We start from the raw sequence: 13,072 nt of genomic DNA, 5'->3' as shown, positions 1-13,072 counted from the left end.
GCACCCCAGGGCCTACCCCTAATTAGCGAAGGGCAACCATCGGGGGACTGCCCCTAGACTCATTATTACGAATCATTGAGAATTGGGATATGAGCCGAAGGTTCTATTTTCACAACTCCCGAAAACTGAGATGTTGACCATTCTCAATAAGCTTTTTATGAACAGGCAAGATGCCTGTTCCACAAGAAAATTCACTCTGTGTGGAACAGGCATCTTGCCTGTTCTTGAGAATGGTGCAAGATGTGAGGAAAACCAAGATTTGAGTAGAGTTAAATTTTTGCCCGTAGGAAAACGATCGCCACAGTTAAATTTTTCTGTCGCGATCGCTTGAATAACGAGAAATTCCTTCCCCGAACCCTTCCCTCAAGTAATGCTCAACAGCCAAGTACCGAGGTAACGCAGCAAGGGAACATCTCCGGGGGTGCGGATGCGGACGTTGAAATGGTACATTCCGCCCGGAGATGGGTTTCTGACGTTGGAGAGTACAACCTCAACATTGTTGCCGGCGGCAATTGGTTCTGTGGGATAAATTTCTATGAATCGATTTTCTTTGTCCCAGATTACTTCTTGCAATTCTATTGTTTTGTCTTTGACGCGCACTTTAATGTCTTTTTGGTCGAATTCGCCTTTGTAGTAGTCTGGATAGGATATGTTCAGTTGGGCGATCGCCAGACTTACTTTCTTGGAAGGAATTCGCAGCCGATATCTATCGCCACTCATCCCGGCTGTACCGTAATCCAAGCGATAGTTTAATTGGTTGGCGCGCTCCGGGCCGCCGAAAATCGTGAATCCTGGCATCGACTGGGCTAAACTGATGGCGGGTAATCCAGCCACCAAGCAACCTGTAACCGCTAGTGCTGAAAATAATCGTCGCATAACAACTCCTCTAATTAAACTCTTGGTGAACATTTAATATTGCTCGCCCGAAATTTGCGATCGTGCCTACAATATATCGAATCTCTCAGCAATTTGATGAGGGCGATCGCCCGCCGGCTGAGGTCACTTTTTTTTGCGTAATTTTTGCGTAATACTGATAACTGACATTCAAACTACAGAATTAGGCGACATAAAATTATATCATAATCGGTGGCAAACTTAACCATTTAGCGAATTTGAATGTATAAGATAAGTTAAAGATACGGGTCGAATTTGGGCGATCGGCTTTAGTATCAACGAGAGAAGTTTAGGGGAACGGCTGCTTCAATGTAAAGGAAGGCATCGGGCGATTAAAAATCGCACTTCAAGAAACCTGCGGAGGCAGGTTGTGTCTGTGTAGGCGCGGTTTCAACCGTCCTAGGAAGGCTTAAATAAGGAGAGTGTATGAAATTAGCGATCGCAAAAGAAATAGCAGCAGGGGAACGCCGGGTGGCTTTAGTACCCGACGCTGTAGCCCGATTAGTCAAACAGGGCGTCGAAGTTTGGGTTGAGGCCGGTGCCGGCGCACAATCCTTTTTCTCGGATCTTGCTTACGAAGAAGCGGGAGCTCAGGTTGTCGCCGATACCGCTAGGGTGTGGGGCGAAGCCGATGTCGTCGTCAAAATCGGGGCCCTGCAAGAATCAGAAGTTCATCAACTCCGGGAAGGAGGCGTTTTCATCGGATTTTTGAATCCTCTGGGAGATCCAGCTTTAGTGCAGCGTTTAGCCGATCGCAAAGTAACGGCATTCAGCATGGAAATGATCCCGCGCACCAGCCGCGCTCAAAGCATGGATGCGCTGTCATCTCAGGGTAACGTCGCCGGTTACAAAGCGGTACTGATCGCAGCCGCAGCTTTGCCAAAATATTTCCCAATGCTGACAACGGCGGCGGGTACGATTCGCCCCGCGAAAATATTGGTAATGGGTGTCGGCGTTGCGGGCTTGCAGGCGATCGCCACGGCGCGTCGTTTGGGTGCGGTAGTCGAAGCTTTCGACATCCGCCCGGAAACAAAAGAACAAGTGCAAAGTTTGGGCGCTAAATTCCTGGATGTCGAACTCAAGGAAGAAACCGTCGCCGCCGGAGGCTATGCTAAAGAACTATCAGAAGCGGCCAAAGAATACACCCGCCAAGTGCTCACCCAACACGTCAGCGCTTCCGATGCAGTGATTACAACCGCTCAAGTTCCCGGCAGAAAAGCACCTATTTTAGTTACTAGAGAAATGGTTTCTCAAATGAAGCCCGGATCGGTAATTGTTGACCTCGCGGGCGAACAAGGCGGCAATTGCGAATGCACGGAAGCGGGGAAAGATGTTGAATGGAACGGCGTTAATGTCATCGGCCCGATTAATGTGCCCTCGTCGATGCCTGTCCACGCTAGCGAAACTTACTCGAAGAATATCTCCTCTTTACTTCAGTTGATGGTGAAAGATAAGGATCTCAATTTGAATTTTGAAGACGATATCATTGCTGGTGCTTGCGTTGCCCGCGACGGTGAGATTAGCAACCAGCGAGTTCGCGATGCTTTGGCAGCTCAGGCTTCAGCAGTCAGTTAACAGGTTTGTAGTAAGGACTTTAGTCTTTTCTCTCGTTACAATGCTCTGCATTGTAATGTACTCCAGGAGGCTCGGCCTCCAGTCTATATCGAAGGCTCTGCCTCCGAGGAATGCGTTAAGAGCATCGGGGATCTTAACGAGTCATTACCAATTACCCCTTGGTGTCAACAAACAGGTCAAACGCAGTCACAGAATGTTGTTTGGTGACTAGGGCCAGATCCCCCCTAGCCAAGGGCGGGCACGGGGGCACCGCCCCTACGAAGGGGGGAACAAGAAGTATTCAAAGTCCCCCTTCTTAAGGGGGATTTAGGGGGATCGAGACTCGGCAACAAACGAGAGATATAAAGGACTTTAGCGTTAATTTCACACCAATTTCCAATTACCAATTACCAATTGTTATGGCAGAAGGATTGATTGCAGGTTTAGTGGTGTTTACTCTAGCGTCGTTTGTGGGATTTGAAGTAATTAATAAAGTCCCGCCGACGCTGCACACACCTTTGATGTCGGGATCGAATGCGATTTCGGGAATTGCCGTTTTAGGTGCAATTCTGATTTCTGGCCAAGGCAATGTGACTGTTACTTCGATTTTGGGGACGATCGCGATCGCCCTAGCCACAATTAACGTTGTCGGCGGTTTCTTAGTAACCGATCGAATGCTGCAAATGTTCAAGAAAAAAGAGGTTAAAGCGTGAGCGATTTTCTGCCCAGTGGCATTCAACTAGGTTATTTAGTTGCCGCATCTTTGTTTATTATCGGTTTGAAACAGTTGGGTTCCCCTGCAACCGCGCGTCAAGGGAATGTGTTAGCTGCGATCGGGATGTTAATTGCGATCGTCGGAACCTTGCTGGAAAAGCAAGTAGTCAGCTACGAATTGATTGCTGTCGGAATTATCGTCGGTTCCATTTTGGGAACTATTATGGCGAATACCGTCGCGATGACGGATATGCCGCAGATGGTGGGTTTGCTTAACGGTTTTGGGGGCGCGGCTTCTGCACTCGTTGCTGTGGGCGAATTCTGGCGCTATCTCAGCATCCCGGAATCGCCAACTCCAGACGCGACAATCACGATCCTTTTGGGTGTGTTGATTGGCGGAATTACTTTCACTGGTAGCCTTGTGGCGTTTGCGAAACTGCAAGAATTGCTACCGGGTGCGCCCATGACGTTTCCGCTGCAACAGCCGTTTAATGCCATGCTGGCGATCGCGCTTTTAGCCGGCAGCGGTTATATGCTGACGAAGCCGGAGGATGTGCCGGTATTCCTGGCTTTGGTGGCGATTTCCAATATTCTGGGAATCATGTTTGTGCTACCCATTGGGGGCGGCGATATGCCGGTGGTGGTGTCGCTGCTTAACTCTTATTCGGGGATTGCGGCGAGTGTGGCTGGGTTCATTTTGATGAACAATATGCTGATTATCGCTGGTGCATTGGTGGGCGCGTCGGGGATTATTTTGACGCAAATCATGTGCAAGGCGATGAATCGATCGCTTGGTAGTGTGCTGTTTAGCGCGTTTGGTAGCGGTGGCGGTAGTGCTGCGGGTGCTGCTGGGGCTGCTGGTGATGCGATCGACAAAACTGTTCGCAGCATCAATCTCGAAGAAAGTGCGATGATGTTGGGTTATGCGCGATCGGTTGTAATTATTCCCGGTTACGGAATGGCTGTAGCGCAAGCACAGCACGCGGTGCGCGAGTTAGCCGACGGTTTGGAAAAAATGGGTGTTGACGTGAAATACGCGATTCACCCGGTGGCTGGGCGGATGCCGGGGCACATGAATGTGCTGCTGGCGGAAGCAAACGTGCCTTATCCGCAGTTGTACGATATGGACGATATCAATCCGCAGTTTGAAGAAACGGATGTGGCGTTGGTGATTGGTGCGAATGATGTGGTGAATCCGGCGGCGCGTCACGATACGGCGAGCCCGATTTATGGGATGCCGATTTTGGAGGTTGATAAGGCCAAGCATACGATCGTGATTAAGCGCGGGATGAGTGCTGGTTTTTCCGGTGTAGATAATGAGTTGTTCTACAAGGATAAGACGATGATGTTGTTTGGTAGCGCTAAGGATGTGGTTGCCAAATTGGTTTCTGAGGTGAAGCAGTTGTAGGATTTTTTAACCGCAGATGAACACTGATTAACGCGGATGATTAAACCCGGTTTCTTGAAGAAACCGGGTTTTTGTTTTGGGTTTGTATAGATGCTAATACTTCTATTTCTTTCAGTCTCGTAGAGAGGGACTTCGTGTGACAAGAAGCAATTTTAATCATCGCCGAATCTTATAGAAAGATACTGCTATATTGTCCACCCTGCGAATTATCTCAGTGGGATAAATTCAATCCTATCTTGATATTCATTTTCAAAAGATGCTCCCGCAATTTCAATTAACTCGTCAATCACTTGGCCCATATCTGCATTCAAGCGGATTGTGAGAATTCCTAAAACGTGGCGACCTTGGGCTGTATGATCTGACAAATGAACTGGCATTGAACGTCGGTTATTAGTAACGAGGATAAAGTTATTCTCCTCGCACCAACACAAGATTTCTGGATCTTTCGTTCCTTTAGGCGGAACACCTTCATCGCCAACCATCAAAACGACGATATCGGATTGATGATACAAAAGCTGCACCCGATATTCAGGGTCTATGTTTTCGTCTAACAGGTATTTAACAGTCATTAATGAACTTTATCCCGTTGTGTAGATATGTTCTTTTGTTCCTTAATTTGACGCATTTTTAAAACAAAAGGTGATGGATTGCGATCGTATTCAGCTTCCGCTTTGAGGCAATATTCCAACCAATCTCCTACATATTTACCTACAGTTTTGGGATTTTCCAGATAGTACAAAATCGTAGCATAAACTTGAGCCATAGTTAGTGTCCGAAATTTTTGAGCTATTGCTTCTGGAGTTTTGCCGCAGTGGATGTATTCGTAGAGAACGTGTTCGATACCTACGCGAGTTCCTTTGATGCGGATATCTTCTGGTGTTAAGAATTCAAAGTAATCTTCTAATTGCATGATTGTTGTTCATTTTCATTGTGAGTTTTGAGCGTATACTGAGTGTAGCACATTGGCTACATCAACTCGCCCCAGTCCGGCAGGGGTTGAAACCCCTGGCGGATTTCGGGAATGCGTTACTTGGCTGATGTAGAAATTTTCAACTTATTATCGCTCTTGTAGTCTATCAAAACTTTATCGAGGATTGTACCGTGAGTAATAGTGGAAAGTTCTTTAACGTCGCAAATCTGACTATCGGTGTACTAGGTTTGTTAGCGGCTGTTGCCGGTGCGGGAATTGCTGTTGTTCAAGGTTGGCCGCCTCTGTTGTTTGGAAAAAAAGCCCATTTTTACTGTGAATCTCGGCCAGATACTCAGCGGGGAGGTGAAGTTTGGACTGTCATGTACCGTCACGAGAAAGGTGTGCAACCTTGGCTGAAAATGGTCACAACTTTAGGCGGTGGTTATACACCCCTAAAACGCTGCGAAGAAATTGCTGAACGCTTGGACAATTATCGCAAAGATGGTTTGACTCAGTTAATTTATAGACGCGATTCTAATACGCCCAATCAATATGTGGTTTGTGCTAAAACTAAGTTGAGTGGCGATAATTGTCCGCTGTTGGTGACGTTGAAGCCCGGTAGCGAAACGGAGGCTTATAAAGCATTGCAAGATATGACTGAAAATTTGCAAAATGGTACTGGGGTTTATCAAAATAGCGATGGTAAGTTGGCACCTTCTAATTTTTCTCCGACTTCGCCAGTGATTAATTTAACTCCTTTTTTGGCAGAGGAGGATCGGATTGCTGGATCTAATTCTGCTAAGTGATATTAAACTTACAGGAATTACGCATGGGGTTCAGAAACCGGTTTTTTTCCGAAAATACTTCGTTACATCCCGCAGATTCGGAAAAAGACCCGGTTTCTTTGGTCGGAGTGCGTAAGTCCTGATTCATTGAAAAGTTCGTTTTGGCTAATTGTTATAACCCTCAAATTGCTGGCAACATCCTGGCTGGTAAGTGGCAGTGCCAGGTATCGGAAACCCAGGTACAGCATGACTTCGTGGATTTTAAGTCCCTCACAATTCTTGATAAAAACTTGAAGCCTTTATCGGTTACACTCTACAAGTCTCGATACGAGAGAAGAAGGCGCGGTTCCGACCAGACCACCCCCCCCACCCACCCACACCCACCATCCCCCACCCACCCCCCCACGTAACCACCGGCAGGTGGGCTCTGGGTGCTTGGGTATTGAAAGTTAGCTGGGAGTATTCTAGCCATTTTCCTTTTTCTCCTTTCTGTTTCCAGCCGATCGCCTCATTAAAATCTTTCCATTCTTTTGAATTATACTCTTTTGTGCCACCAAGACTTTGATAAATCCGCTTTTGCACCGAAAAGCCGAAGCGTCCATCACTGTATTTTACCCAAAGTCGATCCATCGCCCGCAAATCTGGACAGGAAAAATTGTAGATATTTTCACTGTCTAGCCAACGTTCTTTTTGTCTCCCCGCCACTTCTAACATTTTGTTAGCAGTTTCCCCATCTGCTGCTTGCCACTGCCCCGCCGCCAATAACTGTTCCAGTTTAGTATAGTCTGCCTTAGCAAGGGGTTGATTTTCCCAAGACTGATTTGCCAGATAAGTTTGAATCGGAATTCCCCACCGAAAAGTATTAACTTGTACCCCTCCAGCAACTCTTGCCGCCGCTTGTTGCAGCGTGGCTTTTTGTTGTTCGGACAAACTCGCTTGCTGACTCTGCAAATCAGCAACAATTTGAGCATCCGTCTTCCCGTGCACTGCAACCACTTTCCCGCTAGTATCTAAAACAGGCCCGCCACTCATCCCTCCAAAAGTAGAAGCATCATAGGAAATCCCATAACCTTGCTCCAACACATCCAAGCCCGATACCGAACCTCGCACAAATTGTTGTACTAATTTGCGGCTTCCCACCCTATCTGGAAACCCAGAAATGTATATTTGGTCTGTTTGTTTCACGCTATCGGAATCGCCAAGATTGAGACTCGGATAAGGACAATTTTCCCCAGCAGGCTTAAATGTTACCACAGCTAAATCCAGATTAGGACTTGCTTGGATGCTGTCAGTTTTATAAAGTTTTTGGTCGTTAGTTTGCAGGTTCAAACTGCGCCCTTCCACCACATGACGTGCCGTGAGTACCGTGCAAACTCCCGTTTTCCCCGGCACAATAAAGCCCGTACCGTGTCCGCCTTCATTTTGGTAGGAAATGAGCACGATGCTATTGGCAACAGCTTGGGCAATTTCTTGAGATGACTTCGGCTGGGAGCAGCTTGTTAAGGAGAGTCCGATGAGGGGAAAAATTAGCCAGCAAGAGCGGAATTTCATGAATTTTGCTGAGTGTTTTAGGGAATAAGGGAGTAAATGAATAATTTCTACAACAGTGATGTGTTGTTTTCCAGGTAGGAGATTAACAGGAAATCATACCATTTTTTTGAAATCGTAGCTACGGGTAAGGAGATGGGAGTTATCAGAGGTGACAAGTTAAGATTAAAAGCCTCTCGATATCTCGCTTGTAGCCAAGTCTAGATCCCCCTAAATCCCCCTTAAGAAGGGGGACTTTGACTGCACTCTTGTCCCCCCCTTCTTAAGGGGGGCTAGGGGGGATCGAGATTTTGTGGACTCACTTATAGCTAATCTATCGACAGCAACGAAGTATTTTCGTAAAAAACCCGGTTTCTGGGCCCATGCTAAGCCCTATTCCGTTATAATTTAGCTAGGATATTCTATCTGTAAAAATGGGATAGTAAATAATGACACTCACAGAATTAAAAATTGATCTAGCATCCTTAAATTCAGCCGACAAAGCAGCGGCTATAGAAATTTTACTTCAAACCTTAAGCACTGGTGCTATAGGCATTAAAAAAACTCCAGGCGTGTGTGGCGGCGATGCCTGCGTTGGCAATACTCGCATACAAGTTTGGGTACTTGTGGGTTATCGCCGTCTCGGATGCAGCGATGCTGAACTTTTTAAGTGCTATCCCCATTTGACTGCGGCTGATTTAGTCAATGCTTGGGCTTATGCTGATGCTTACCCAGAAGAAATTGAACAAGCAATCAAAGAAAATGAGGAAGCCTAAAACATGGCGCGACTTTATGCAGACGAACAGTATCCGTTGCCAGTAGTGGAGTTTCTTCGACCTTTAGGTCACGATGTTTTAACAGTTCAAGAAGCCGGAAACGCAGGATTAGGAATTCCTGATGAGGATGTATTGGCTTTTGCCGTGAGTAATGAGCGAGCAGTTTTGACTCTCAATCGAGGGGATTTCATTCGACTGCATCGCTCACAACCCAACCATGCTGGTATTATCATTTGTACTCAAGATAGCAACTGGAAAAGACAGGCGACCCGAATTAATGAGGCTATTTCTGCAGTTGATAATTTGAACGGTAAATTGATTCGAGTTAACCGTCCTTCGACATAAAAAAGCCGCTCCCCATTGTTAAATCCAAAGCAATAGTTCGATGGGAACGGTGCTATAATCTAGATAATGTATTACGGCGATCGCACTTATGACTATACAAGAATTAGAAACTCAAGTCTTAACCTTAAATGCGGTTGATAAAGCTAAACTAATCAGCATCCTAACTCAAACTTTAACCAACGGTTCTCTAGGAATTAAAAAAACTCCGGGTGTGTGCGGAGGCGATGCTTGTATCGGCAATACTCGCATACCAGTTTGGTCACTGGTGTGCGATCGACGTTTAGGTGCTTCCGATGGTATCATCCTAGAATCATTTCCCGATCTAACCGCCGCTGACTTGGTAAATGCGTGGGCTTATGCTGATGCTTACCCAGAGGAAATTGAACAGGCAATTAGAGAAAACGATGAAGTTATGGAAGAAAGCGAGGTTTATTAAAAGTTGGCACGTTTTTACACAGATGAAAACTTCCCGCTAGCAGTGGTAGAATTACTGCGGGCTTTGGGTCACGATGTATTAACAGCGAGGGAAGCAGGGAATGCAAATCTTCAAATTCCTGACGAAGATGTGTTGGCTTTTGCTGCGAGCAATTCCAGAACAGTTTTAACGCGAAATCGCCGTCATTTCATGCGATTACACATTCAAAACTCTGACCATAGTGGTATTGTTGTTTGCACGGAAGATCCAAATTTTGAAAGGCTGGCGACGCGAATTAATGATGCTATTTCGGCGATCGATACTTTGAACGGTAAATTGATTCGAGTTAACCGTCCTTCGACATGAAAAAAAGCCCCTCGCCCTTCCCGACCCAACAACCTTACAATTAAATCCCCCATTGCTCCCAATATTAGGTAAAATTATTGGCGTGTCTGAGGATAAACTATATGCGCTGGGTTCGATATATTGCGATCGCCATTATCAATGGTTTCGGTGTCGTCATCGGTATTATTTGGGTTGCAGTCCCCACAACAGTGGCTCAACCTTCCCTAAACTACCAACTCGCACTCTCTGGGCGACAGCCAGACGGCGAAAATCCGCAATCGCTCCCGGAGCTCTACAAATTGCGCGATCGGCTGAAAGTACAATTAGATAACCTTGCCAAAACTTCCGACAGCGCCCCGTTTCCTGGTGAACTTTGGAAATCCGCAATCAACCGCCAGCAATCCCAAACTCTGACGCAGCAACTCCAAAACGTTCAAAGTCAGATTCAAATAGAAGAAAGAGCCAAATATAATTGGGACGATGCTGCTAAATTAGCCGCCCAAGCTGTCGTAATTGGACGCACTTCTAATCCTTCTTCTGCTACCTGGGAAGAGTCCCAGCGGCTGTGGCAGTTGGCTATCAATACGCTGCGACTCATTCCCCACGATTCTTTTTTGGCCGATCGGGCGATCGACAAAACCATCGAATATCAAGGAAACCTCAGTGTAGCTACCTATGAAATGCAAGTTGCACGTTCAGTTGAGAAAATTAGAGCCGAGGAAGAAGAGATAAGAGAGCGAGCCCGCAAAGAGCAAGAGAAAAAAGAATTTGCTCGTCGAGAAATAGAGAGAAAAGAGCAAGAGAAAAAAGACCGGGCTAGAAAAGAACTTGAAAGGCAAGAGTTTGAAAAGCAAGAATTAGCCAGGAAAGAACTTGAAAGGCAAGAATTAGCCAGGAAAGAACTTGAAAGGCAAGAGTTTGAAAGGCAAGAATTAGCCAGAAAAGAACTTGAAAAGCAAGAATTTGAAAGGCAAGAGTTAGCCAGAAAAGAACTTGAAAAGCAAGAATTAGCCAGACAAGAATTAGCTAGACAAGAACTTGAAAGGCAAGAATTAGCTAGACAAGAGTTAGCTAGACAAGAACTTGAAAGGCAAGAGTTAGCCAGACAAGAATTAGCCAGACAAGAACTTGAAAGGCAAGAATTAGAGAGAAATCAGCAAGCAACTCCTCAACCAACTCCTGAATCAACTGCAACACCAACTCCCGCCCCAGTTACGCCTGCTGCGTCCCCGTCGAACTTTTTCTTTGCGGGAGATACTAACAGAGATGGCCAAATTAACCAGCAAGACGACGCCGGAAAAGAACAATGGTCTTTGTCCAAGGGCGCGCTAATTTTATTTAACGATCGCAATAACGATCGCGGCAAGATACCGACTTGGAAACAAACCAAAGTTAGCGCTCCCCGCCGTGCAGCAATGCTTTCTCAAGTTAACTTAACACTGTCTGAAAGCTTCAAAACCTCTCAACTATTTATCACGGCTGACAGCATTGCTAGCCCTCACATCAGCGTTTTTCAGAAGACAGGGGACGGCTGGCAACCTGTAGATATATCCGGTGCTAAACCTCTAGTTTTTAGCACGAATATTGTTTTAGGTGTCGAAGCAAAACAATTTGCCGATCGCAACTGGAACGGCACTGTTAATCTCAAAGCAACTGCCCAAAACAACGGTCAAGAAATCGCCTCCACAACAATCCAAATGGGCGTTAGTCCTTGGATGATAGCGCCCAATACAGCACCAGTAACCGAAGTTCAGGTCAGCGACAGAGGCTCGGTAAACAGCGAATTTATCTCGCAACTAAAACAAGCAGTAGAACCCACGGGCGCTAAAGTAAAAATTCTCCAGGGCGATCGCACTTGGATGCAAGATACCCAGAAAAACGGATTCGTTCAACTCCCAGAAAAATCGGATATCCGCCAGTTTAATGTAGCCCTAAAAAGCAATAGCGAGCCAGAGAAAAACCCGCCTGTTAAATCAACTCAAGACCGGGATTTGAAAGTAGTTAAAATTGGCAATCCTCGTTCTTTAGACCCTGTAAGTCAGTGGTCTGACGGATACGGCAATTTGCAGGTGACACCGCCGATTCCCGGACACCCAATGGGTCGAGTTTATTACGGGAATTCGGGAAATGCTAGTTTTAATCCAGAGGTACTTGATTTTATTCAAGCTCAGAGAATTCAAGGGCCGCCAGTGGATATTGATACTTCTTGGCTTTTGACTCGCCAAGTCGATGAAATTATCAATTTTATTCCCACTCAAACTCCCGGACAATATGTAATGGCGATCGCCAGTCCCGAAGCTGGAGTTAAGCTGTTGGAAGAATTGGAGGGAAGAGGTTACGGCGATGTGGCGATCAATCGTGGTTTGAGCACTCAAACAACTGTCAGCGCCGCTTTGAAAAACCGTGCTTTAATTCAACACAATCTCTATTTGCAAAATCAGAAACTTAATCCGATTATAGAGAAGTTGAAAAGAGAGTTTTTACTCGGAGACGACCAAATTATTCAAGTTCCGGTGATGTTTGGCTACAGCGGTTATGCTTGGTGGCCAAATATGGTCAATTCGGTGCCAGTTAACGGCAAGTTGTTAGTTTCAAATCCGCGCGGGCCAATGATTGACGGTGTAGATTACACTCAGGAAAGATTGCGCCAACTGCTGCTTCCTGCTGGCGTCAGCGTTAGTTTTCTGGATGACAGGTATTATCAAGAATTAAAAGGAAACGTGCAGTCGGCGACGAATACTGTGAGGAAGCCTGAAGAGCGGCCTTTTTGGCAATCTTTGCCTAATAATTACTAATTGGGAATCGGGCATGGGGAATCGGGCATGGGGAATCGGGAATCGGGAATCGTGAATCAGGAATTTGTAGGGGCGGGTTCACCAACAATACTCGCCTGTAACGAACAATCTCGTAAACCCGCCCCCACCCAACAGTAAATCTCAATATACCTCCTAAACCCGCCTCCCTATGCTAATATTTAGCAAAACTATGCTAGGAGTTTAACAGATGGCTACCCTACAAATAGAAAATATACCAGAGGAATTGTACGCGAGACTGCAAGAGTTAGCCGCAGCTCAAAACCTCTCGATTACCGCGTTTGCGATCGCCATTTTAGAAGCCGAGTTGTCAACAGAGACAAAATCCCTCTCAGGAAAAAATAAAAACTCTGTAACAGAAATATTGGCAGAAATCAGCCACCGTCGCGAGTCTCGTCCGGCGAATATGGGGATGATACTAGATAGTACCGCTTTAATTAGAGAGGAGCGCGACAAATAATATCTTGCACCATTTTTATGAACAGGCAAGATGCCTGTTCCACAAAAGTACCATTTTTATGAACAGGCAAGATGCCTGTTCCACAAAAGTACCATTTTTATGAACAGGCAAGATGCCTGTTCCACA

At 46.0% G+C, this 13,072-nt stretch carries 15 protein-coding genes; 11 read left to right on the top strand and 4 right to left on the bottom strand.

Going from position 1 to position 13,072, the window contains the following annotated elements; all coding sequences use genetic code 11:
* Positions 1 to 157 precede the first annotated feature (157 nt).
* Positions 158 to 331 carry a hypothetical protein gene (locus QUB04_RS01765; RefSeq protein WP_333280329.1) on the top strand — a complete coding sequence of 58 codons (174 nt, stop codon included), beginning with the start codon at positions 158 to 160 and terminating at the stop codon, positions 329 to 331.
* A 32-nt stretch (positions 332 to 363) separates the two neighbouring features.
* Here QUB04_RS01765 and QUB04_RS01760 read toward each other — a convergent pair whose 3' ends face one another.
* On the bottom strand, positions 364 to 876 hold the full coding sequence (locus QUB04_RS01760; protein WP_333280327.1) for a DUF2808 domain-containing protein: 513 nt from the start codon (positions 874 to 876) through the stop codon (positions 364 to 366).
* A gap of 444 nt (positions 877 to 1,320) precedes the next feature.
* On the opposite strand from QUB04_RS01760, the gene QUB04_RS01755 reads away from it, so the two are divergent.
* The 3 genes from QUB04_RS01755 (at position 1,321) to QUB04_RS01745 (ending at position 4,570) form a co-directional block, all read left to right on the top strand.
* Positions 1,321 to 2,469, top strand: coding sequence for a Re/Si-specific NAD(P)(+) transhydrogenase subunit alpha (locus QUB04_RS01755; protein ID WP_333280325.1), 1,149 nt, complete (start codon positions 1,321 to 1,323; stop codon positions 2,467 to 2,469).
* A gap of 398 nt (positions 2,470 to 2,867) precedes the next feature.
* Positions 2,868 to 3,161, top strand: coding sequence for an NAD(P) transhydrogenase subunit alpha (locus tag QUB04_RS01750; protein WP_006633295.1), 294 nt, complete (start codon positions 2,868 to 2,870; stop codon positions 3,159 to 3,161).
* Positions 3,158 to 4,570, top strand: a complete 1,413-nt coding sequence (locus QUB04_RS01745; protein ID WP_333280323.1) for an NAD(P)(+) transhydrogenase (Re/Si-specific) subunit beta — start codon at positions 3,158 to 3,160, stop codon at positions 4,568 to 4,570. Before QUB04_RS01750 ends, QUB04_RS01745 begins: the two co-directional genes overlap by 4 nt.
* Before the next feature lie 206 nt (positions 4,571 to 4,776).
* Here the strand turns inward: QUB04_RS01745 and QUB04_RS01740 are convergent, their stop codons facing one another.
* Together QUB04_RS01740 and QUB04_RS01735 are read right to left on the bottom strand one after the other, a co-directional pair.
* A complete protein-coding gene (locus QUB04_RS01740) occupies positions 4,777 to 5,139 on the bottom strand; it encodes a DUF5615 family PIN-like protein (RefSeq protein ID WP_332947362.1) in 363 nt (120 codons plus the stop codon).
* Positions 5,139 to 5,480, bottom strand: coding sequence for a DUF433 domain-containing protein (locus tag QUB04_RS01735; protein WP_333280321.1), 342 nt, complete (start codon positions 5,478 to 5,480; stop codon positions 5,139 to 5,141). The genes QUB04_RS01740 and QUB04_RS01735 overlap by 1 nt, the downstream gene beginning before the upstream one ends.
* Positions 5,481 to 5,671: 191 nt before the next feature.
* Between QUB04_RS01735 and QUB04_RS01730 the strand changes: the two genes are divergently transcribed.
* Positions 5,672 to 6,286: a COP23 domain-containing protein gene (locus QUB04_RS01730; RefSeq protein ID WP_333280319.1), complete on the top strand. Its 615-nt coding sequence runs from the start codon at positions 5,672 to 5,674 to the stop codon at positions 6,284 to 6,286.
* Positions 6,287 to 6,571: 285 nt separating this feature from the next.
* On the opposite strand, the gene QUB04_RS01725 is transcribed toward QUB04_RS01730, so the two are convergent.
* The gene (locus QUB04_RS01725; protein WP_333280317.1) at positions 6,572 to 7,816 is read right to left on the bottom strand and encodes a GUN4 domain-containing protein; all 1,245 of its coding nucleotides are present in this window, start codon (positions 7,814 to 7,816) and stop codon (positions 6,572 to 6,574) included.
* A 425-nt stretch (positions 7,817 to 8,241) separates the two neighbouring features.
* On the opposite strand from QUB04_RS01725, the gene QUB04_RS01720 reads away from it, so the two are divergent.
* From QUB04_RS01720 to QUB04_RS01695, 6 genes are all read left to right on the top strand, one after another.
* Positions 8,242 to 8,568 carry a DUF433 domain-containing protein gene (locus QUB04_RS01720; RefSeq protein WP_096829719.1) on the top strand — a complete coding sequence of 109 codons (327 nt, stop codon included), beginning with the start codon at positions 8,242 to 8,244 and terminating at the stop codon, positions 8,566 to 8,568.
* A 3-nt stretch (positions 8,569 to 8,571) separates the two neighbouring features.
* Entirely contained in the window at positions 8,572 to 8,913 is a 342-nt protein-coding gene (locus tag QUB04_RS01715) for a DUF5615 family PIN-like protein (protein ID WP_333280315.1), read from the top strand.
* Positions 8,914 to 9,001: 88 nt separating this feature from the next.
* Positions 9,002 to 9,349, top strand: a complete 348-nt coding sequence (locus QUB04_RS01710) for a DUF433 domain-containing protein (RefSeq protein WP_333035259.1) — start codon at positions 9,002 to 9,004, stop codon at positions 9,347 to 9,349.
* Positions 9,350 to 9,352: 3 nt separating this feature from the next.
* Positions 9,353 to 9,694, top strand: a complete 342-nt coding sequence (locus tag QUB04_RS01705; protein ID WP_333280312.1) for a DUF5615 family PIN-like protein — start codon at positions 9,353 to 9,355, stop codon at positions 9,692 to 9,694.
* Between the two features lie 101 nt (positions 9,695 to 9,795).
* Positions 9,796 to 12,468, top strand: a complete 2,673-nt coding sequence (locus QUB04_RS01700; protein WP_333280310.1) for a protein-arginine deiminase family protein — start codon at positions 9,796 to 9,798, stop codon at positions 12,466 to 12,468.
* A gap of 208 nt (positions 12,469 to 12,676) precedes the next feature.
* Entirely contained in the window at positions 12,677 to 12,946 is a 270-nt protein-coding gene (locus QUB04_RS01695) for a FitA-like ribbon-helix-helix domain-containing protein (RefSeq protein ID WP_333280307.1), read from the top strand.
* The last annotated feature ends 126 nt before the right edge of the window (positions 12,947 to 13,072 follow it).

The sequence above is a fragment of the Microcoleus sp. D2_18a_B4 genome (genome assembly GCF_036702475.1).
Classification (GTDB): domain Bacteria; phylum Cyanobacteriota; class Cyanobacteriia; order Cyanobacteriales; family Microcoleaceae; genus Microcoleus.
The sequence above is the reverse complement of the archived record's forward strand: the minus strand, read 5'-3'. Positions and strand labels throughout refer to the sequence as shown.

Excerpts from the sequence above, each read along its gene's own strand:
- QUB04_RS01700 (WP_333280310.1), top strand. The coding sequence starts at position 9,796 with ATGCGCTGGGTTCGATATATTGCGATCGCCATTATCAATGGTTTCGGT.
- QUB04_RS01695 (WP_333280307.1), top strand. The coding sequence starts at position 12,677 with ATGGCTACCCTACAAATAGAAAATATACCAGAGGAATTGTACGCGAGA.
- QUB04_RS01750 (WP_006633295.1), top strand. The coding sequence starts at position 2,868 with ATGGCAGAAGGATTGATTGCAGGTTTAGTGGTGTTTACTCTAGCGTCG.
- QUB04_RS01755 (WP_333280325.1), top strand. The coding sequence starts at position 1,321 with ATGAAATTAGCGATCGCAAAAGAAATAGCAGCAGGGGAACGCCGGGTG.
- QUB04_RS01710 (WP_333035259.1), top strand. The coding sequence starts at position 9,002 with ATGACTATACAAGAATTAGAAACTCAAGTCTTAACCTTAAATGCGGTT.
- QUB04_RS01735 (WP_333280321.1), bottom strand. The coding sequence starts at position 5,480 with ATGCAATTAGAAGATTACTTTGAATTCTTAACACCAGAAGATATCCGC.
- QUB04_RS01765 (WP_333280329.1), top strand. The coding sequence starts at position 158 with ATGAACAGGCAAGATGCCTGTTCCACAAGAAAATTCACTCTGTGTGGA.
- QUB04_RS01740 (WP_332947362.1), bottom strand. The coding sequence starts at position 5,139 with ATGACTGTTAAATACCTGTTAGACGAAAACATAGACCCTGAATATCGG.
- QUB04_RS01725 (WP_333280317.1), bottom strand. The coding sequence starts at position 7,816 with ATGAAATTCCGCTCTTGCTGGCTAATTTTTCCCCTCATCGGACTCTCC.
- QUB04_RS01720 (WP_096829719.1), top strand. The coding sequence starts at position 8,242 with ATGACACTCACAGAATTAAAAATTGATCTAGCATCCTTAAATTCAGCC.
- QUB04_RS01715 (WP_333280315.1), top strand. The coding sequence starts at position 8,572 with ATGGCGCGACTTTATGCAGACGAACAGTATCCGTTGCCAGTAGTGGAG.
- QUB04_RS01760 (WP_333280327.1), bottom strand. The coding sequence starts at position 876 with ATGCGACGATTATTTTCAGCACTAGCGGTTACAGGTTGCTTGGTGGCT.